Origin of the sequence: Curtobacterium sp. MCBD17_013, assembly GCF_003234565.1 — a bacterium.
Lineage (GTDB): Bacteria > Actinomycetota > Actinomycetes > Actinomycetales > Microbacteriaceae > Curtobacterium.
On sequence record NZ_QKTU01000018.1, the window covers coordinates 19583 to 39861 of the forward strand.

Genomic DNA, 20279 nt, shown 5'->3' on the forward strand with positions numbered 1-20279 from the left:
CCCGTGGGCGTGTGGTGGTCGTCGGTGCACGAGGTGCTGGTCGATCGGCTCACGCTCGGCACCGACGGGGTCCGGGGCCGGGTGTCCGGCCGGCGCGACCAGGACCCGGATCGCCTCGCCTCGCGGCGGTCCGCCGTCCGCATCGGGCTCCAGGTCGCCGTCGTGTCGGCGGCGCTCGTGGCGTCCATCATCCTGCTCGTCGTCGTGTACGTGGTCTGGCAGCTGACCCCGCAGCAGCAGCACGAGTACCACGGCCCCGAGGACGTGCACGTCTACCTCGACACGATCGACCTGACGATCGCGGTGGTCGGCGTCGGCGGGTTCGCGGTCGTGCTCGCCGGGATCGCGACGTGGATCATCGCCCGGCGGGCGGTCCGTCCCATCACGGAGGCGTCGCGGATGCAGCGCACGTTCGTCGCCGACGCGAGCCACGAGCTCCGCACGCCGTTGACCGTGCTCAACGCGCGTGTGCAGCAGCTCGAGCTCCGCATGGACGCGGACGATCCGCGTCACGGGATCGTCGAGGAGCTCCAGGCGGACACCCGCGTGCTCATCGACATCGTCAACGACCTGCTCGAGGTCGCGGCCGGGAGGCCCGGGGAACACCCGATGACACCGCTCGGACCCGAGTTGGCCGGTGCCGCGAACGACATGGGCGTGCTCGCCGACGCGCGGGGTGTGCGCCTCGACGTCGGCGACAGCGACGCGGTCGTGTCCCTGCCGTCGACGCAGCTCCGGCGCTGCATCGTCGCGCTCGTCGACAACGCGATCGGGCACACGCCGACGGGCGGGACCGTGACCGTCACGACGGAGCGTGCCGAGCGCTGGGTCGCCATCCGGGTCCGCGACGAGGGCCCGGGGATCACGGGGATCGCCCCGCGGCGGGTCTTCGACCGGTTCGCCCACGGCAACGCGGCCCGTGCGGCCGGCTCGCGGCCGACCGGTACCACCCGGTCGGGCTACGGCATCGGTCTCGCGCTCGTGCGGGACATCGCGGTCCGGGCGGGCGGCGAGGTGCGGGTGGAGCACACGGGCGCGGACGGCACGGTGTTCCTCCTGCGGTTGCCGCTGGCTCAGCGCACGGCCCGGACGTAGCGGACGACCTCGGTGCTCGCCCGGACCCAGGTGCCGTCGACGCGGTAGCCCTCGGGGGCCAGGGCCGCCGAGACGGTGCTCCGCTCGTCGTGGGCCGTGCCCGTCAGCAACCAGACGACCCGTGCGCCGTCCGCGGTCCGGCCGATGTCGGCGATCGGACGCTGCGTCTCCCACAGCCCCGCCGACGCGGAGGCCGGGCGGACGAGCAACGGGTCCCGGAGGCCGCGGAACGCCCTCGGGTACGTCTCGGCGATGATCCGCGACGTCGCGAGGGGGTGTCGATCGACCGGCCCGTAGACGACGGCGTCGACCTGCCCGGCCGGTTCGTGGGCCCGCTCCGAGCGGACGAGCCGGGCGACCTGGTTCCACGCCGAGTCGTCCTTCGCGGTGACCGTCCGCTGCTGGACCCACGTCGGGGCGGTCAGCGCGACCGCGAGGAGGAGGACGCCCGCGGTGACCCGGGCGAAGAACCGGTCCGGGAGCGCGGCGACCGGGAGCGCCATGCACAGCGCCACCGCCGGAGCGCCGAAGGACACGTAGCGCGGGGAGTACAGCGGGTTCGTCACGAGTGACGCGGCGATGAGTCCGACCGTCGGCACCGCGGCCCACGGCAGCGCGACCGCGAGCAGGGATCGGCCGCGCGCGGAGGTCAGCCCGACCGCGACGCCGGCCGCCGCCAGGAGCCAGCCGAACACCGTGAACGCGGGGTTGAGTGTGAACCACTGGGTGACCACGACCTCCTCGACCGTGTGGCGGCTGATGTGCTGGATCCAGTCGATCTGCGCCGACTGCGTCGCGGAGGCCCGGGCCAGCGGCACGAGGGCCACGACCGTCACCGCAGCGGCGAGGAGCCAGCAGCGCAGCGCCCGCTGCGCCCCGCGGGTCCGGGCGGTCCGGCGGGCCAGCGGGACCGCCGCCGTGACGCCGTGCCCGACGGTCACGAGCACGAGGTAGAGGAACACCGCCCCGCCGAGCAGCGACACCGCGACGTACCCGACCCACCACGGCCAGGAACGGAGGCCCGTGACGCTCCTCCGGTGCGCGGCGAGGAACAGGATGGTCGCCGCCACCGCGAGCAGCGTGCCGAGGGCGAACGAGCGCCCCTCGGTGCCCATCCACGTGACCCGCGGGAGCAGTGCGAAGAGGGCGCCCGCAACCACGCCGGTCCTGAGGTCGACGAGCATCCGGCCGAGCACGACGAGGAGCGCCGCCGCCGCACCGACCGCGACCGCGGACGGCAGCCGGAGCGTGAACGGAGAGTATCCCGCGACGAGGAACCACAGGTGCATGAGGCCGTAGAAGGTGGCGTGCACGACGTCGACGTGCTGGACCTCGCGCGCGAGCGCCGGCCAGGGACGGGTCGCGGACACCACGGTCGCGGCTTCGTCGTACCAGACGGACGGGACCCAGTCGAGCGCGACGGCGATCACCGTGGCGGTGAGCCCGACCACGACCGGCGGCAGCCAGGCGCGGTGGCGAGGGTCGAGTCGGATCGTGCGGGCGTCGATGGACCCGCCACGGAGCGGCACTGTGGACATGAAGACCTCCGGACGTCAGGCTGCGCCGCGCCCTCCAAGGAAGGACCCAGCAAGCCGGACGCCCGCTGGGAGTTCCCTGAGCCCTCTTGGCGCTTTCTGGGCAGCGGGTCTCGATGCTGGAGTCATGGACAGCACGCGAACGGGACGAGGCCGGATCCTCGATGTGGTGTTCCTGGTCGGGATCGCCCTGAAGGGCATCGACGGAGCGGCCGAGCTGCTCCTGGGCCTGCCGCTGCTGTTCCTCCGCCCGGCACAGATCAGTGCCGTCGCCCACCTGCTCACCGCGCACGAGCTCGCACAGGACCCGCACGACCTCATCGCGCACCTGATCCTGCACGGTGCCGCGGCACTCGGCGCCGACGCTGCCCTCTACGCCGCCGTCTACCTCGTCGTGCACGGCCTCGTGAAGGTGGTCGTCGTCATCGCGCTGGTCCGCGGCTCCGAGCGCGTGCACCCCTGGGCGATCGCTGCGCTCGCCGCGTTCCTGGTCGCCCAGCTCGTCGAGATGGTCGTGCACCCGTCACTCGGGGTCGGGGTGCTCTCGGCGTTCGACGCGGCGATCATCGTGCTCACCTGGCGCGAGTGGCGGCAGCACCGGACCCTCCGCGACGCCCTGTACGGAGCCGTGCCCGCACTCGCACGCCGTCGCACCCGTCGCCGTGCAAGCGGGGTGGAACCCATGGTGCGGGCGCGCTAGCGTCGCTCCATGGGGATCTTCGCGAGGAAGCGCGGCGGGGCTGAGCCGTCGTCGGACCGACCCGCGCGATCGGAGGACCGGCTCGTCGTCAACCGACGGGTGCAGCGGGCGCTGGCCGCGTGGGCCGTCCGGAAGGACGCGCAGACGATCTCGGGGGTGCTCCGTGAGTGCGTGACGGGGGATCTGCTCCTCGACGCGTCGGACTCGACGACCCGCGATCCCGCTCGTCCGTTCCAGGAGGGTGACCAGCTGGCGATGGGGTTCCAGGTCGACAACGCGGGCAAGCGGCTCCTCGTCGCGTTCACCGACAACGAGCGACTCGCCGAGTACCGCCGTCGGGGTGGGTCGCCCACGCCGCCACGGTCCCTCGTGCAGCCGGCGGCCGCGACGCTCCAGATGGCGGCCACCGCCCCGTACGAGGGCATCGCCATCGACCCCGGTTCCTCGGACACGCTCTGCATCGCCTACGCCGACGAGATCCGCAACGGGCTCACGGAGGACCCGGCCGTGAACGAGCCGCTGAAGACCGCCATCGCCGTCGGTGCTCCCGAGGACGAACTCGTGGCCCTGGCCGCCGCTGCCCCGGTGGTGTTCATCGGGGCGCAGGTGCACCGGGACGAGCGCGGCGAGGTGACCGGTGTGGGTGTCCCGACGATCCGCAGCCCCGAGGGCGAGACGTACTCGCCGGTGTTCACCTCGCCGGCGGAGGTCTGGGCCTGGGCGCCCGACCTCGACGCCCGACCGACCGGGTTCGCGAACGTCGCGCGCGTGGCGCAGGAGGACGGGCACGCCGGTGTCGTCATCAACCCCGCCGGCGACCCCGCGCCGCTCCGGCTGCAGGCCTTCGCCGATCGCTTCCCCCTGTCCTGAGGTCCGCCCTCACGTCGGATCCCCGAGGACCTCTGATGGGAGTCGGTAGACCCGGGCGGCGTTGCCGGCGAAGGCAGCGCGCTGCTCCGACGCCGACCAGTCCGTCGTGATCTCGAGGAAGCCCTGGTAGATCTCCTGGTAGGTCGCGACGATGCCGTCGACCGGGAAGTTGCTCGCGAACATGATCCGCGACGGACCGAACACCTCGGCGGCGGTCGTCACGATGCCGCGGTTGTCGGCGACCGTCCACGGCCTGCCTGCCACCCCGAGGCCGGAGATCTTCAGGACGACGTTGTCGTGCCGCGCGATGAGCCGGAGCGCGTCGGCCCACCCGGCGAGCCCGTCGGGAGAACGGTCGGCAGGGAGCCCGGTGTGGTCGATGACGATGGTCGTGTCCTCGTGCTCCGCTGCCAGCCGTGCGGCCTCGGGGAAGTGCCACCACGCGACCTGGAGGTCGAAGGACAACCCGGCGCGGTGCAGGAGTGCGAACCCCGCCTGCCACTGCCGGTCCTCGAGCAGGGTCGGACGGGACGCGGCCTCGCGTGGTGAGGGCGCGCCTCCCGGCTTGTGGCGGACGCCGCGGACCCGCGGCATCGCGGCGAGGCGTTCGATCACCGTGCCGACCTGCGGGTCGTCCAACAGGGCGTGGGCGACGGAGGCGGTGGGGAGGCCGAAGCGCTCCGACACCGCCTGCGTGTACTCCATCTCGCCGATCGGGTCGTCGTCGTCCCACTCGGTCTCCATCGAGACCGAACCGACCAGCTCGAGCGGACCGGCGTCGCGTCGGAGGTCCGGTGGCAGGTAGTCGCGCTTGATCTGCTCGTAGTCGCCGTAGCGGAACGGGATGTGCGCGTCCGGGAGCAGCCACGGCTGTCGGCCGAGCGATGGTTCCCAGACGTGGTGGTGCGCGTCGATCACCGGACCGGAGTAACGGGCCACGTCCTGTGCCTCCCTACGCGGCCCGGCGCACGGCCAGGGGGCGGTTGAAGTCGATGAACATCGATCCGCCGAGGTACACGATGCCGGCGACGGCGAGGAACACGAACGCGCCGGTGTACCCACCACCGCTCGCGGCGATGGCGTATCCCATGACGACCGGTGCGATCGCCCCACCGAGGCTCGACGCCACGTTCATGACCGAGCCCACCCGTCCGACCTGCGGTTTGGGGGAGAGCCAGGACGGGATCGCCCAGTAGACGCCACCGAACTGGTTGAAGAACACCGCGAGCGCCAGGGCGACCAGTGCCGCGTACCCGCTGTGGGTCAGCGGCAGGGCGAGGATCGACACGACCGTCCCCACGCCGGAGACGGCGAGCACGAGCTTCATCGCTCCGTTGTAGTTCGTGGTGCGGGCGCGGAGACGATCGGTCGACCATCCTGCGACCACCTGACCGAGCACGCCCATGCCGTAGATGAAGAACGTGCCCCACCCGAGGCCCGCCAGACTGAAGTGCAGGGCGGTCGAGAGGTACGAGGGAGACCAGGAGATGATCCCCCACCAGACGGTCGCCCATCCGAGAAGTCCGAGCCACATGGACCAGAAGGAGGACGACCGGGCGTAGTCCGCGACACCGGGGAGCGGTCCGGTCTCCGTCTCACGAGCCACGACGTCGTCACCGTGGATGTGGTCGAGCTCCGCCTCGTTCACCTTCGGGTGCTGCTCCGGGTCGTCGCGGACGTACAGGTAGTACAGCCCGGCGACCGCGACGGTGATCGCCCCGGTGATGATGAACGACCAGCGCCAGCTGCCCGAGAGGCCGATGAGTCCGGTGACGATGAGGCCGCCGACCGCGCTGCCGAACGGACTCGCCGCGTCGATGAACGTCGCGCCGCGGGCGCGTTCCCGTGACGCGAGCCACTTCGAGTTGAGCTTCGAGCCGGCGGGGTAGACGGGCGCCTCGGACATCCCCATGCCGAGCCGCGAGATGACGAGCATGATGCCACCCGTGGCGATACCGCCGAGGACCTGGAACAGACCCCACAGTCCGGCGGCGAACAGGACCACCTTGCGGGCGCCGATCCGGTCGAGCAGCCAGCCGCCCGGGATCTGGAACAGCAGGTACGTCCAGAAGAAGGAGCCGAGGACCCAGCCGTTGACGGCGGGTGACAGCTTGAAGTCGTCGCTGATGAACGGCAGCGAGATGGAGAGCGCCGATCGGTCGACGAAGTTGAGGAGGACGAGGATCCAGAGGATCCCGAAGACCCCGAGCCGTACTCGGGAGCGTCGCGGTGTGGTCGTGGTGCTGCTCATGAAGAAGCCTCGTTCCGTGGTACGTCGTCGTCCGTGGGTGTGGCGCTGATGCAGGGCTCGGTGGCGCTCATGCCTGTCGCCGGGCCGCCACTGCCGCCGCGATGTCGAAGGCGTTCGCCATCGAGGTGGGATCGGCGACGCCCTGGCCGACGATCTCGAACGCGGTGCCGTGTGCGGGCGTGGCGATGCTGACGGGGAGACCGCCCTGGATGGTCACACCCCCGCTGAACCCGAGCAGCTTCATGGCGATCTGTCCCTGGTCGTGGTACATCGTCACGATCCCGTTGAAGTCGCCACGTCGTGCGGCGAGGAAGATGGTGTCCGAGGGGAACGGGCCGCGCACGTCGATGCCGTCCGCGGTCGCTGCCGACACGGCCGGGGCGATGGCGTCGATCTCCTCGCGCCCGAAGTTCCCGTTCTCGCCCGCGTGGGGGTTGAGGGCGCAGACCCCCAGCCGCGGCTCGATGCCGGCGTCGGTGAGCACCTGGTGCAGCAGACCGATGGTCGCTCGGACGGACTCGGGGGTGACCCGGGCAGCGACCGCGCTGAGGGGGATGTGCGAGGTGACCCGCGCCGTCCACAGATCCTCGAGCACGTTGAGCTCCGACGTCGTGCCGTGGTGGTCCATCTGCTTGGCGAACCACCGCAGCTCGTCTTCTTCCTGCATGCCGGCGAGGTGCAGGCTCGTCTTGTTGAGCGGCGCGAAGACGATCGCGCCCACCCGACCCTCGGCGGCGAGGGCCACGGCGCGCCGGAGCTGGTGCATGGCGCGGTGACCGGCCTCCTCGCTCACGACGCCGGTCGGGATCAGGGTCGGCGGGGCGCTGTGGTCGTCGAGCAGCGTCGCCACCCCCGGCCGCGGTTCGTCCCCGAGCGGAACGGCCGGGAGGCGCGCGTCGGCGAACGCGCGCTCGAACTCGTCGCGGTCGGCGAGGATGTGCACCTCGTTCGCGTCGAGCGTGCCGGGACGGGACAGCACCTTGGCGGCGAGTTCCGGACCGATGCCCGCCGGATCTCCGAGGGTCAGGGCGACACGGGGTCGTTGCTGGGTCATGCTCGCGCTCCTTCTGCGGCGACGGCCGCGATCACACCGACCTGGGCCGGCATCGCCCGTCTCCGCTGGAGTCGCGGGGGCTGACACCTCGTCGTGGTCGTACCGAGTCGGGCCTCGGCATTCATGTATCCTATAGGCTACGCCGCGGCTTGAACAGGTGCTCCACGCGGATCCCGTCAGCGCAGTGCGTCGCGGTCCTGGCGGGCGCGCGCCTTCACCGCGAGGATGTGCCGGCGCATGGCGTCGCGAGCGCCGTCGGCATCCCGGCGCCGCATCGCCTCGAGCACCGCGGAGTGCTCGTGCACCGCCGCGTCGGCGTCGGTGACCCCGCGCTCCGAGAACAGCCGGAACCGCTGGACCGTCCCGCCGAACGAGCGGTAGGCGCTCAGCAGGAACACGTTGTCGGCGCCGCGCACGATCAGGTCGTGGAACTGCTCGTCCGCGCGCCAGTACGCCCGCACGTCGTGGTGGTGCGGGCCGTGCGGGATCGTCCGGAGCGCGTCGATGCTCGCCGCCAGGGGGTCGAGGGCCGCGTCGGGCATCCGCGTCGTCGCGAAGTAGGTGCTCGACGGCTCGACCACGGCCCGTGCGTCCATCAGGTCGTCGAGCTCGCGATCCGTGTACAGGGGTGCGACCCGGTATCCCCGGAGTGCCTCGCGCCGGACGAGGCCCGTGGACTCGAGCCGCGCGAGCGCCTCGCGGATCGGTGTCTGCGAGACGGCGAGCGACTTCGCCAGTCCGTCGATGTTGAGTTGCTGCTCGGGGCGGAGCTCGCCGTCCATGAGCTGGGCCATGAGGACCTCGTAGACGCCGTCGGCCAGGGATGTCCTCGTCGGTGTCCTCGGCCGGTCGTCCATGTGCGGAGCCTATACGATCACCGCCTCCGGCTTCCCCTGGCGGCCGTCTCCTACATGAGGCCGTCGAGTGCGGCTGCGTCGGCGACGCGCTGGACCGCCACGGCGAGCGACTGGTCGGACCCGACGTTCCCGGGGAACACGACGTACGGCAGACCGGCTGAGGGCCCGTCGGCCGCCACCCAGAGCGAGACCATGCCGGGCAGGAGGGTGCCGATCACGTGGGCGTGCCCGATGTGCAGCGCCTCGGTCGCCAGGTCGTTGGAGGTGATGCCGCCCTTCGCGACGAGGAACGACGGCCGTCGGCGTTCGACGACAGCTCGGACGGTGGCGACGAGGGACTCCGAGGCGACACGGGAGATGCGCAAGCTGTCGTCGGCGTCGACGCCCCGGATGAGCGTGCGACTCGTCATCACGACGACCTCGGTCGTGTCGAGCAGGGACGCCGCGCGCGCCGCTGCCGCCGCGACCACGTCCCGCATCGCCTCGGTCGACTCGAGGCAACGCGCCAGGTCGAGCTCGACGACCGCGGGGTGGTCGGCCGCGAGCAGTCCGTCCAACTGTCGACCGGTCAGTCCGACGTGCGACCCGACCGCGATGAGCCCGTGCCCCTCGGGAGCGTGCGTGAAGGACTCGGCGAGGGTGGCGTCCGCGATGGGACCGTGGACGTCCTGCCCGCAGCGGGCCCGGACGAACGAGGGACCGACGCGGTACACGATGCGCGTGCCGTCGGTCTCGGCGCGGAGCGCACCGAGCGCGACGACGCGGAGGTCGTCCTCGTCGACCGCGTCGGCGACGACGACCCGGGCGTCCCGGCAGGAGCGGAGCGCCGCAGCGACCGTGGCCGCACCGCCGTTCCTGATGTCGTCGATCGTGATGCGGACGACCTCGCCGGCCGGCACCCGCCCGTCGGTCTTCTCGGCCACCCAGTCCGGCAGCGAGGACGATCGGTACCCGAAGCTCGCGTCGCGCGCGAACTCGGAGTCGCCCACGGGGATCCAGGCGTCGCCCTGGGCGAGGTAGTGGACGGAGTCGACCGTGATGCGCCCCGCATCCGGGTAGGCGGGGACGAGCAGGACGGCGTCGACCGTGCGGCCGGTGGCGTCCTCGGCCGCCACGAGCACGTCGGTCTCGAGCGGGAAGTGCCCACGCAGCGTCGAGTCACCGCGACTCAGCAGGACGACGTCCTCCCCGCGCTCCGCGGCGATGCGGGAGACGCGGTCGTGGACCTCGCGGACGACCCGCTCGGCCGCGTCCGGCTCGAGACTCCGTGTGTTCGCGAGGACGAAGAACCCGACGGTGTCCTGGTCGAACGCCCACCGGATGTCGTCGTCCGCCCACGCCGTGACGAGGGGGAGATCGGCGATGCTCTGGCTGCCGGTCGGGTCGTCGTCGATCACGACGATCCGGCGGCGCGAGTCCGTGACGGCCGCGCGGAGCGTGTCCACGTCGACGGGTCCGAGGGGATGGGGCAGGTCCAGCAGTGACATCGATCGGTTCCTCCGACCGCCCACCGTAGGCCGTCGGTCCCCGGGGTCCCGCCGACGACGCTCAGGGTGTGCCGATGCGGTACCCCACCCCACGAACGGTGGCGATGAGGTCCCGGTCGGTCTTCCGGCGCACGTAGTGGACGTACGTGTCGACCGTGCCGAGCTGCTCGCCCTTGTCGAACACGGCCGTCAGGATGTGCGCCCGCGAGAACGTGCGCGTCGGCTCCCGGGCCAGCAGGCGGACGAGCGCGGTCTCGCGTTCGGTGAGCCCGATCCTCCCGGCGTACGGCGAGGTGATGGTGCCGGTCTCCGGGTGGAGGGTCCACCCGCCGATCGCGATCGCCTCGCCCTCGGGCGCGTAGTCGCGCGTGAGGGCGCGGAGCCGGGCTCCGAGTTCCGCGAACTCGAACGGCTTGACGAGGTAGTCGTTCGCCCCGGCGTCGAGGCCGGACACGCGGTCGTCGAGCGAACCGAGCGCGGTGAGCATGAGGATCGGCGTGCTGATGCGGCGTCGGCGGATCTCCCCGACCACGGCCACGCCGTCCATGCCCGGCAACCTGCGGTCCACGACCATGACGTCGAAGTACCGCTCGACGGCGGCCGTGACCGCCTGCTCACCGTCGGTCACGAGGGTGACGTCCCAGTCCGCACCGAGCACGTCGGCGACGATCGGACCGAGGCGCGCGTCGTCCTCCACGAGCAGGAGGCGCGGTGCCGGCTCCGTCATGCCCCGATCCTGGCCGTCGGCGTCACCGGCGCACCGCACGCCGCGCCGCACTCCGCTTCCGGAGCACCCCGATGACGACGGGGAGGACCGAGACGACCACCACCACGACCATGAGCGCGTCGATGTTGTGCGCCACGAACGGGATGCCGCCGAGGAGCACCCCGACGACCGTCAACACCGCCACCCAGCCCACGCCGCCGATGGTGTTCCAGACGATGAACCGTCGGTAGTGCATGGCCGCGGCGCCGGCGGCGAGCGGCACGTACGTCCGGACCACGGGGACGAACCGCCCGAGCACGAGCGACAGGCCGCCGTACCGGACGAAGAACGCCTCGGCCTCGCGCAGGCGCGCACGCTTGAGCACCCGCGCGTCCTCGCGGAACAGCCGACGCCCGAACCGGCGCCCGAGGAGGTAGCCGACCTGGTCGCCCGCGATCGCGGCGAGGGACCCGACGACCGCGACCTGCCACGGGGTGATGCCGAGTGCCGAGGCCAGGATGGTCGCGGTCAGGATGAGCGAGTCGCCCGGGAGGAACGGGAACAGCACCCCCGACTCCACGAACACGAGCACCGCGAGGCCGACGAGCACCCACGGCCCGAACGCGTGCAGGATGGAGGCGGCGTCGAACAGGTGGATCGCGAGGGGCACCGGCCCATCCTCCGGGTGCGGCTCCCAGGAACGGCCAAGACCGACGCTCCCTTGGTGGCTTCTTGGACCGGGCGTGTGATCGTCACGGCATGCTGCGGAACAAGGTGCCCGAGATCACCCTGCTGTTCTGGGTGACGAAGATCCTGACGACCGGCATGGGGGAGACCCTGTCGGACTTCCTCGTCGGACACGTCGACCCCGTCGGCGCCGTGCTCGCGACCGCCGTCCTGTTCGCCGCCGCGATCGTGGCCCAGTTCACCGTCCGCCGGTACGTGCCGTGGCTGTACTGGCTCGTCGTCGTGCTCGTCGGCGTGCTCGGGACGATGATCGCCGACTTCACCCACGTCGTCGCCGGCGTCCCGTACCTGGTGTCGACGTCGGTGTTCCTCGTGCTCCTCGTCGCCGTGTTCGTCACGTGGCGGGTCGTCGAGGGCACCGTCGACGTCCACGCGATCGACACCCGCCGCCGCGAGGCCTTCTACTGGGCCGCGGTCGTCGCCACGTTCGCCCTCGGGACCGCCGCTGGCGACCTCGTCGCGTCGCGGTTCCACCTCGGGTACCTGCTCGGCGGGGCGGTGTTCGTCGCGGCGATGTGCGTGCCGATCGCGCTGTACCTCGGGCGGGCGCTCGCCGCCGTGCCCGCCTTCTGGGTCGCGTACGTCCTGACCCGGCCCGTCGGGGCGTCCTTCGCCGACTGGGGCGCCGTGTCGTCCGCGCGCGGCGGTCTCGGGTTCGGCACCGGACCCATCAGCGCGGTGCTCGCCGTGCTCATCGTCGTGTGCGTCGCGGTGCTCAGCGTGCGTCAGAGCCGACGGGCCGACCTCGACACCCGGGAGTGGCCGGCCGACAGCCTCGCGCCGTGACCCGCGTCGGCAGCCACGCACGCTACGGTCCCAGGTCATGACCTGGTCCTCGGACATCGGCCCGAGCCTCCTCGGCGTCGGGGTGCTCGTGGTCGTCGCGACCGTCGTGCTGCTCCTCGTCCGGGCCCCGAGTCCCGTCGCGCCGGCGCTCGCCGTCCTGCGTGGCGCGCTCCAGCTCGCCGTCATCAGCGTCGTCCTGAGCGGGGTCATCCACGACGTCCGGTGGGTCGCGGCCGCCCTGGTCGTGATGTTCACGGTCGCGGTGAGCACGGCCTCCCGACGGCTCGGCCCGCTGCGACGGACGGCGCCGATGGTGGCGTCCGCGATGGGTGCGGGGATCCTGCTGTCCCTCGCCGTCGTGTTCGTGACGGGCGCGATCGCGTTCGACGCGCGGTACGCCCTGGCGATCGGCGGGATCGTGGTCGGCAACGCGATGACCGTCGCCACGCTCGCCGGACGCCGGTTCCTCGAGCTCGTCGACGACCGGTGGGAGGAGGTCGAGGGCTGGCTCGCGCTCGGTGCACCGCCCCGGACGGCCACCCGGGACCTCGCCCGTCGGGCGGTGCACGCGGCGCTCATCCCGTCGACGGACCAGACGCGGACGACCGGACTCGTGACGCTGCCCGGCGCGTTCGTCGGGGCCATCTTCGGCGGGGTCTCGCCGGTCGAGGCCGGGCGGTTCCAGATCGTCGTCCTCGCGGCGATCATCGCGACCGGGGCCGTGACCGCGGCGATCGTCGTGCGGTGGCTCGGGCCCGTGCGGACGCGCCCGACGGCGCCGCGCTGACGCGGTCGCCCGGCGCGGGTCAGCGGAACGCCGACGCGGGGATGACCTGCAGCTGCGAGTCCGCGTACCCGCCGACGTACAGGTCGCCGGTCGCCGGGTCCCGATCGAACGACACCGGCTGGCGGACCGTCGGCACCGTCCGCACGAGCTGTGGTGCGCCGTCGGCACGGACGCGGAGCTGCGCGATCTCGTCGGTGTTCGCGAGCGCGGTGTAGATCGTCCCCGTCGCGGCGTCGGCGTGGATCCAGAAGGCGCGGCCGGGGACGGCCGCGCGACCGAGCGCCCGGGGTGTCCCACCGATGTCGTACGTGAGCACCGCGTTGCCGCGCACGTCGCAGACGGCCACCCGGTCCCCGCCGATCGGCACGACGTGGCTCGGGCCCGCGCCGGCGGGCAGGGCGGCGACGAGCCGCAGCGTCGTCGCGTCGTAGACGAACAGCAGGTTCGCCGCGACGTCGACCACCGCGACCCGGTTCCCGACGGCTGTGATGCCACCGGGTTGGACGGGCTGCGTGAAGTGCGCGACCGTCCGTCCGTTCCGCAGGGCCCGGACGCCATGCCCGAACTCCTCGGTGACGAACGTGGTGCTGTTCACCCGCACCGCCTGGTGCGGGTGCCGGCCCGTCGACGCCGAGCTGACGAGGTCGAGTGACGGCAGCGCCAGCGTGTAGAGACGATCGCGGTCCTCCGCGGGGAGCAACAGGGGACCGTCGGGATCGGCGAGGTCGATCATCCGAGCGGATCCGGGCACGGCCTTGGTCGTGACCGCGCCGGTGTCCATGTCGTAGCGGACGAGGCGGTCCTGCTTCCGCTCGGCCAGGTACACGGTGTGCACGGAGTCGGCCACCGCGACGCCCCAGGGATGGGCGGTGGCGGGGAGTGGGACGACCCGGCCGGCTGGCGTGACGGGCGGTGGCGGCACGTCCCCCGGTTCCGCCGCCTTCGTGACCACATGGCCCCGGTAGCCGGTGCGGGCGTGCGTGGCGGACGCGGACGGAGCGGTCGACCCCGAACAGGCGGCGAGCACGGCCACGAGTCCGCACGAGACGAGCACCGCCAGCGCGGCGCCGGGTCGACGACCAGGGCGTCGCGGACGCCGGTCGCGCGAGGGCCCCGGTGTTCGCCCGGACGGTCGGCTCGAGGCGGCGCTCGCGGTGTCCATCGGTCCACCCTGCCCGCCTCGGCCGCACGTCCGCCGAACGAGGGCGGCGGGCCACCGCCGTCCCACGTCGGCGCACGACCGCTCGTCGGCCCCGCCCACGTCTGACGACGCGGTCCACGCCGGGAGCCCGACGGGGCCAGACGCACCCGGGCACCGGAGCGCGCTGTACTCGGGGCGGTCCCGCTCCTACCGTGAGGGGCATGACGATCGCGACCACGGTCCTCCCGGCACTGAACGGGCTGGGCACCGGACTCGCGCTCATCGTCGCCATCGGAGCGCAGAACGCGTTCCTGCTCCGCCTGGCCGTGACCGCACCCCGACGCGTCGTCGCCGCGGCCGTGGGGATCTGCGCGGGGTCCGACGCCGTCCTCATCCTGGCGGGGGTGCTCGGCGTCGGCGCGGTCGTCGAGCGGGCGCCGGTCGCTCTCGTCGTGGTGCGGTTCGTCGGCGCGGCGTTCCTCCTGACCTACGGGGTGCTGGCGGCACGCCGGGCGATCCGGCCGGCGGGGGACGCCCTCGACGTCCGCGCGGTCGGCACCGACGACGGGACCACCGCGGGGACCGCTCGGCGCGCGGTCCTGACGATGCTGGCGTTCACGTGGCTCAACCCCCACGTGTACCTCGACACACTCGTGTTCCTCGGGTCCGTCGCGAACGAGCAGGGCGTCGACGAACGGTGGTGGTGGGTCGGCGGCGCGGTGGCCGCGAGCTGCTGCTGGTTCTCGGCGCTCGGGTTCGGGTCCCGGATGCTCCGCCCGGTGTTCGCCCGCCCGGGGGCGTGGCGCGTGTTCGACGCGTGCATCGCGGTCGTGATGGTCGCGTTCGGGGTGCGGTTGCTGCTCGGGGCGTGATCCGGCGCGCGGGCGTCGGACGACGGCTCAGCCGAGCAGCCACCCGTTGTCCGCCGCGATCCGCAGCGCCTCGGTGGCGTTCCGCGCCGCGGTCTTGCCGATCGCAGCGCTGAGGTGGTTCCGCACCGTGCCCTCGGACAGGTGCAGCTCCGCGGCCACGCCCGCGACGGTCGGCGCCGTGCGGAAGGCGATGAGGACCTCCGTCTCGCGTGCGGTCAACGGCGAGGGGCCGGCGGCGAGCGACTCCGCCGCGAGCACCGGATCGACGACGCGGAACCCGGCGGCCACCCGGCGGACGGCGTCGGCGAGCTGTTCCGCGGGTGTGTCCTTGACGACGAACCCCGACGCGCCGGCCTCGAGCGCGCGGCGCAGGTAGCCCGGTCGGCCGAACGTGGTGACGATGAGCGAGCGGCAGGACGGGAGGGCCGTGGCCAGGTCGCGTGCCGCCCGCAGCCCGTCGGCGCCCGGCATCTCGACGTCGAGCAGGGCGACGTCCGCGCCCGACGCCCGCGCCGCGTCGACGACCTCGTCCCCGCGGCCGACCTGGGCGACGACGCTGATGTCCGATTCGAGCGACAGCAGGGACGCGAGCGCGCCGCGGACCAGGGCCTGGTCGTCGGCGAGGAGGACCCGGATCGTGGTCGAGCCGGGCATCGCCGCCGACGCCGTCACGCCGGTCGTCTCCGCGGCGCTCACCGACGCCCCCGCCCGACGCGGAGGAGGAACCCGCCGAGGTCGCTCGTCCCGGTCGTCATGGTCGCACCGACCGCGTCCGCACGCTCGCGGAGTCCACGAAGCCCGTTGCCGCCGAGCGGTGCACCGACGGGCGCGACCCCGTCGGCCAGGTCGTCCGACGCACCGGCGCCGTCGTCCTCGACGGTGATCGCGCTGCGGGTCAGGGTGACCCGAGCGCGCGTGGCGGCGGCGTGCCGGACGACGTTCGTCACGCCCTCGCGGAGCACCCACGCGAAGAGCGACCTGCTGTCGGCCACGACGGCGTGGGCGTTCGCGGGGAGGTCGGCGTCGATCCCGGCGGCCTGGAGCGCGGCCCGGGCGGACACGAGCTCGGCGTCGAGGTCGGCCTCGCGGTACCCGCTCACCGCCTGCCGGAGACCCTGCAGGGCCTCGCGGGCGAGCCGTTCGACGTCGGCCATCTCACTGCGCGCGGCGGCGGGATCGCGGTCCACGAGCCTCCCGGCCAGCTCCGACTTGATCGCGACCACGGTCAGGGAGTGGCCGAGCACGTCGTGGAGGTCCCGCGAGAACCGGGCCCGTTCCTCCACGACGGCGAGACGGGTGATCTCGTCCTGCGCGACGCCGAGTTCCTGCTCGGCGGCCCGCTGGCGCCCGAAGAAGGTCATCGACGCGCCGATGGACACGGTCACGAGCGGCGCGAACAGCAGGCCGTCGTTCGAGCTCACGTCCCATCCGGCGATGCCGCAGATCACGACCTGCGCGGCAGCGATCGCCAGGATGGCCACCGCGGCCACCCACATCCGCACCGCGACGAACCCGACCAGTGACGCGAGCAGGAACCACGTCCACATGGCGACGGCGCCGAGCGGCACGAGGGGCAGGACGCTCAGCAGGGCGAACGTGCTGAGGACGACGATGCGGCCGGGCAGCCGTCGTCGCCACATGAGCTCCGGCGCGACGAGGTACGCCACGTAGACCACGGCGAGCACGACGCTGTCGACCACGTGCTTGCGGACCGAGCCGCCGTCCGTGAACACCGCGAGGACGAGGAGCACCTGCCACGCCAGCCCGAAGAACGCCCCCGGGTACCAGCGTCGACGGGCCGTCCGGAGGTCGCCCTCCGCCATGCCCGGCGCGCCGGACCACGGGAACGACCGGGAGGTGCGGCGCACGTCCTCCGTGCGCCGCACCTGGGTCGTCTGGGTCGCGTCCGTCACGCGATCCAGCGTAGGTCCGGTCACTGCCGTGCGGCGTCGCGGCGGTAGCGCCAGACGACGACCGCGGCGAGACCGAACGCCCAGGCCGCCAGCACCAGGGCGGGTTCGAGCATGCTCCCGTCCGCGCCAGCGCCCATCTGGCCCATCCGGTCGAGCCAGTACGACGGGACCCCGTGCGCGAGGGTGCTCATCCACGACGGCATGATCGACAGCGGGACCCACAGGCCGCCGAGGATCGCGAGCCCCATGAACACGACCATGAACAGCGGCTGTGCGAACGAGGGGCGGGCGAACTGCCCGATGAGGATGGCGATGAGGGCGAACGGCACCACCCCGGCCCACACGCCGACGCCGGCGACGAACCAGCGGCCGGGTGCGAGGTCGGCGTGCAGCGCGAGCACGGACACGAGCGTCACGACGACGATGCCGAGCGCGGCGACCGCCATCGCGGCGATGACCTTCGACACGAGGAACCCGACCCCGGACAGCGGGGTGATCCGCAGCTGCCGGTTCCACCCGATGGACCGTTCCGTGACGATCGTGAACGCCTGCCCGAGCGCCGCCATCATGGCGCCGTACGACGCCATCTGCAGCGTGGTGACGACGAGCCACGGCAGCTTCGTCGCGGGGTCGACCTGACCGCTCGACCCGTAGGCGGACCCGAACGCCAGGAGCATCACCACGGGTACCGCGATCGTGAACACGAGCGACCGGACGTTGCGGAGCTGCCGCTTGGCCTCGAGGGCGACGTACCGGATCGGCAGGCGACCCCGGGTCCGGAGCGGGACGGGAGCGGTCAGGGCGTCGTCGGTGGGCGAGGTCGCCGCGGTGTCGGTGGCCCGAACCGGCGTGGAGGGGATGGACGTGCTCATGATCGGGCTCCGGTCGACTCGGCGGACGACGGCTCGTCCGTGGTGCGGGTGAGGGCGAGGAAGGCGTCGTCCATCGTGGTCGGCACCACCTCGATGTCGTGCGCGGCGGGGAACGCCGCGAGCAGGGCGCGCAGGGTCGCGTCCGATCGGTCGGTGACGAGCGTGACCGTGCCGTGCCGTTCCTCCAGACCGCTGACGCCGGGCAGACCGCGGAGCGCGTCGTGGTCCGCGGGGCCGACCCCGGTGAACCGGATCGTCCGGGCGGCCGCGATCGCCTTGATCTCGGCGGGGGTGCCGTCGGCGACGATCCGTCCGGCGCGCATGATCACGATCCGGTCGGCGAACGTGTCGGCCTCGTCGAGGTAGTGCGTCGCGAACACGACGGTGCGGCCGGTGTCCGTGAACTCGCGCATGGAGGACCAGAAGGTGTGTCGGGCCTCGACGTCCATCGCCGCGGTCGGCTCGTCGAGCACGAGCAGGTCCGGGTCGGACACCACGGCCACCGCGAACCGGGCGCGCTGGAGCTGCCCGCCGGACAGCTTGTTCACGCGGCGGCCCGCGATCTCGGTGCAGCGCGCGCGGCGGAGTGCCTCGTCGACGGACATCGGGGCCCGGTGGGCGCTCGCGACCAGGGCGACGGAGTCCCGGACGGTGAGGTCGGGCAGGAGCGCACCGCCCTGGAGCATCGCACCGACGCGGCCGTCGACGATCGCGTCACGCGCCGCGCCGCCGAAGAGCCGCACGCTGCCCGCCGTCGGGGTGGCGAGCCCGAGCGCGAGGTCCACCGTGGTCGTCTTGCCGGCCCCGTTCGGGCCGAGGAGGGCGACGACCTCGCCCCGGTGGATCGTCAGGTCGACACCGTCGACCGCGGTCACCGCACCGAACCGCTTGTGCAGTCCGGCCAGCTGGATGATCGGCGTTTCGTTCATGCGGCCAGCGTGGCGGAACCGCGGGCGCGGGACGTCTGCGGTCCGTCATGGATCCGGCGTGACATTCGTCATGGTGCGGAGGCGGTCGGGTCGAGGTCGGGGCGGTGTGCATCTCGCACCGGTTCACACCCCGGTAACGACATGTTGCACATGGTCGGCCGGTGTCCGGACTCCTAGCGTTGGCGCAACCCCGCGCCGGCGACGCACTCCGCGTTCCGGGCCCGTCCGACCCGAGGAGCCACAGATGGCCAGCGACACCGCAGCTTCGGCACCACCCGTCTCGTCATCGTCGGCGACGGTCGCCGTCGACGACTACTCCCTCCGCCGTGTGCCGCAGTCCGCCCGCTACGGGTGGTTCCAGGTGGCCGTGCAGCGGTTCGGGCAGATCTCGGCCCTGTCGCAGTTCCTGCTCGGGGCGACGCTCGGCTTCGGCATGAGCTTCTGGGCCGCGTTCTGGGCGATCACGCTCGGCGCGGTGATCCTCGAGATCGTGTCGGTCTTCGTCGGCGTGATCGGGGTCCGCGAAGGCCTCAACACCTCCGTGATCGCGCGGTGGACCGGGTTCGGCAAGGGCGGCTCCGCGCTCGTCGGGCTCGCGATCGGCATGAGCCTCATCGGGTGGTTCGGGATCCAGTCGGGCGTCTCGGCGTCCGGGCTCGTCGCGATCCTGCCGATCCTGCCGGCGTGGGCGTGGTCGCTCGTGTTCGGCCTGCTCGTCACGGCGATCGTGCTCCGCGGGTTCCACTCGATGCAGTGGCTGGCGAACATCACCGTGCCGCTGTTCCTGGTCCTCGTCGGGTGGGCGATCACCGTCGAGCTGAGCAAGCACTCGATCGCGGAGCTCGCCGCCAAGGCCCCGGCCGGTCCGCACATGGGCTTCGTGGCGGGCACGACGCTCGTCGCCGGCGGGTTCATCGTCGGGGCCGTGATCACCCCCGACATGACCCGGTTCAACAAGAGCACCGGCGACGTCGTCAAGCAGACGCTCCTCGGCGTGACGCTCGGCGAGTACGTGATCGGCCTGGCGGGCGTCCTGCTCGCCCACGCGGTCGGGTCCTCGGACATCACGCGCGTGATCACGTCGTCGGTCGGCTGGGTCGGCGTGCTCGTGATCCTGCTCGGCACCTTCAAGATCAACGACTGGAACATCTACAGCTCGAGCCTCGGCGTCACGAACTTCATCGACGCCGTGTTCGGTCGGCAGGTCAACCGCGGCGTGGTCACGCTCGTCATGGGCGTCGTCGGCTCGGTGCTCGCGGCGGTCGGGTTCCTGGGCGCGTTCACGCCGTTCCTCACCGTCCTCGGCGTCGTGTTCCCCCCGATCGCCGGGATCATGGTCGCCGAGTACTTCGTGGTGAAGACCTGGCGTCGCGAGCTGAGCGCCGCCGCGGACGTCCCGGCGACCTCACCGACGTGGGTGCCGATGACGCTCGTCGTGTGGGCCATCGCGGCCCTGATCGGCTACTTCGTCACGATCGGCATCCCGTCGATCAACTCGGTCGTCATCGCGTTCGTCCTCTACGTGATCGCCGGCAAGGCCGGCCTGGTCCGCGGCGTCGGGGTCAGCCACACGGAGACCGCACCGGTCCCGGCCCGCTGAGCCCGGGCCTCCCGGCCGGGAGGCCCGCCCCCCGGCGCCGACGGGACCGGTGCGGTCTCCGTGTGGCTGACCCCGAC

At 72.6% G+C, this 20279-nt stretch carries 20 protein-coding genes; 7 read left to right on the plus strand and 13 right to left on the minus strand.

The genetic code is table 11. The features are described 5' to 3' along the window. The first annotated feature begins 3 nt into the window (after positions 1-3). Positions 4-1095, plus strand: coding sequence for a sensor histidine kinase KdpD (locus DEI81_RS14260; protein WP_111011399.1), 1092 nt, complete (start codon positions 4-6; stop codon positions 1093-1095). Here the strand turns inward: DEI81_RS14260 and DEI81_RS14265 are convergent. Beyond that, on the minus strand, positions 1074-2633 hold the full coding sequence (locus DEI81_RS14265) for a hypothetical protein (RefSeq protein ID WP_146244119.1): 1560 nt from the start codon (positions 2631-2633) through the stop codon (positions 1074-1076). The two genes, DEI81_RS14260 and DEI81_RS14265, sit on opposite strands and share 22 nt — an antisense overlap. A 124-nt stretch (positions 2634-2757) precedes the next feature. On the opposite strand from DEI81_RS14265, the gene DEI81_RS14270 reads away from it, so the two are divergent. Next, entirely contained in the window at positions 2758-3330 is a 573-nt protein-coding gene (locus DEI81_RS14270; RefSeq protein ID WP_111011401.1) for a DUF2127 domain-containing protein, read from the plus strand. A gap of 9 nt (positions 3331-3339) precedes the next feature. After that, positions 3340-4200 (plus strand): SseB family protein, encoded by an 861-nt coding sequence (locus DEI81_RS14275; protein WP_111011402.1) that lies wholly within the window; start codon positions 3340-3342, stop codon positions 4198-4200. A 9-nt stretch (positions 4201-4209) separates the two neighbouring features. Here the strand turns inward: DEI81_RS14275 and DEI81_RS14280 are convergent, their stop codons facing one another. From DEI81_RS14280 to DEI81_RS14310, 7 genes are all read right to left on the minus strand, one after another. Then, positions 4210-5139, minus strand: a complete 930-nt coding sequence (locus DEI81_RS14280; RefSeq protein WP_111011403.1) for an amidohydrolase — start codon at positions 5137-5139, stop codon at positions 4210-4212. Positions 5140-5152: 13 nt separating this feature from the next. Further along, positions 5153-6451, minus strand: a complete 1299-nt coding sequence (locus tag DEI81_RS14285; RefSeq protein ID WP_111011404.1) for an MFS transporter — start codon at positions 6449-6451, stop codon at positions 5153-5155. A gap of 67 nt (positions 6452-6518) precedes the next feature. After that, positions 6519-7505, minus strand: coding sequence for a 4-hydroxythreonine-4-phosphate dehydrogenase PdxA (locus DEI81_RS14290; RefSeq protein ID WP_111011405.1), 987 nt, complete (start codon positions 7503-7505; stop codon positions 6519-6521). A 176-nt stretch (positions 7506-7681) separates the two neighbouring features. Next, the gene (locus DEI81_RS14295) at positions 7682-8362 is read right to left on the minus strand and encodes a GntR family transcriptional regulator (RefSeq protein ID WP_111011406.1); all 681 of its coding nucleotides are present in this window, start codon (positions 8360-8362) and stop codon (positions 7682-7684) included. 50 nt (positions 8363-8412) lie between these two features. Continuing rightward, on the minus strand, positions 8413-9849 hold the full coding sequence (locus DEI81_RS14300; protein WP_220035696.1) for a four-carbon acid sugar kinase family protein: 1437 nt from the start codon (positions 9847-9849) through the stop codon (positions 8413-8415). Positions 9850-9910: 61 nt separating this feature from the next. Next, a complete protein-coding gene (locus DEI81_RS14305; RefSeq protein WP_111011414.1) occupies positions 9911-10576 on the minus strand; it encodes a response regulator transcription factor in 666 nt (221 codons plus the stop codon). 22 nt (positions 10577-10598) lie between these two features. Then, positions 10599-11225, minus strand: coding sequence for a DedA family protein (locus tag DEI81_RS14310; protein WP_111011407.1), 627 nt, complete (start codon positions 11223-11225; stop codon positions 10599-10601). A gap of 89 nt (positions 11226-11314) precedes the next feature. On the opposite strand from DEI81_RS14310, the gene DEI81_RS14315 reads away from it, so the two are divergent. Both DEI81_RS14315 and DEI81_RS14320 read left to right on the plus strand, forming a co-directional pair. After that, on the plus strand, positions 11315-12088 hold the full coding sequence (locus DEI81_RS14315) for a hypothetical protein (RefSeq protein WP_258368762.1): 774 nt from the start codon (positions 11315-11317) through the stop codon (positions 12086-12088). A gap of 37 nt (positions 12089-12125) precedes the next feature. Next, entirely contained in the window at positions 12126-12875 is a 750-nt protein-coding gene (locus DEI81_RS14320) for an ABC transporter permease (RefSeq protein ID WP_111011408.1), read from the plus strand. Positions 12876-12894: 19 nt separating this feature from the next. Here the strand turns inward: DEI81_RS14320 and DEI81_RS14325 are convergent, their stop codons facing one another. Next, complete coding sequence (locus tag DEI81_RS14325) at positions 12895-14037, minus strand: YncE family protein (RefSeq protein WP_146244120.1); 1143 nt, start codon at positions 14035-14037, stop codon at positions 12895-12897. Between the two features lie 200 nt (positions 14038-14237). Between DEI81_RS14325 and DEI81_RS14330 the strand changes: the two genes are divergently transcribed. Further along, the gene (locus DEI81_RS14330) at positions 14238-14888 is read left to right on the plus strand and encodes a LysE/ArgO family amino acid transporter (protein ID WP_181434989.1); all 651 of its coding nucleotides are present in this window, start codon (positions 14238-14240) and stop codon (positions 14886-14888) included. Between the two features lie 27 nt (positions 14889-14915). On the opposite strand, the gene DEI81_RS14335 is transcribed toward DEI81_RS14330, so the two are convergent. From DEI81_RS14335 to DEI81_RS14350, 4 genes are read right to left on the minus strand one after another with little or no spacing between them, the layout of a single operon-like run. Then, on the minus strand, positions 14916-15542 hold the full coding sequence (locus DEI81_RS14335; RefSeq protein WP_111011417.1) for a response regulator transcription factor: 627 nt from the start codon (positions 15540-15542) through the stop codon (positions 14916-14918). Between the two features lie 38 nt (positions 15543-15580). Next, positions 15581-16801 (minus strand): sensor histidine kinase, encoded by a 1221-nt coding sequence (locus tag DEI81_RS14340; RefSeq protein ID WP_111011410.1) that lies wholly within the window; start codon positions 16799-16801, stop codon positions 15581-15583. A gap of 20 nt (positions 16802-16821) precedes the next feature. Beyond that, a complete protein-coding gene (locus tag DEI81_RS14345) occupies positions 16822-17673 on the minus strand; it encodes an ABC transporter permease (protein ID WP_258368763.1) in 852 nt (283 codons plus the stop codon). Continuing rightward, a complete protein-coding gene (locus DEI81_RS14350) occupies positions 17670-18602 on the minus strand; it encodes an ABC transporter ATP-binding protein (protein WP_111011411.1) in 933 nt (310 codons plus the stop codon). Before DEI81_RS14350 ends, DEI81_RS14345 begins: the two co-directional genes overlap by 4 nt. A gap of 244 nt (positions 18603-18846) precedes the next feature. On the opposite strand from DEI81_RS14350, the gene DEI81_RS14355 reads away from it, so the two are divergent. Continuing rightward, positions 18847-20202, plus strand: coding sequence for a cytosine permease (locus tag DEI81_RS14355; RefSeq protein WP_111011412.1), 1356 nt, complete (start codon positions 18847-18849; stop codon positions 20200-20202). The last annotated feature ends 77 nt before the right edge of the window (positions 20203-20279 follow it).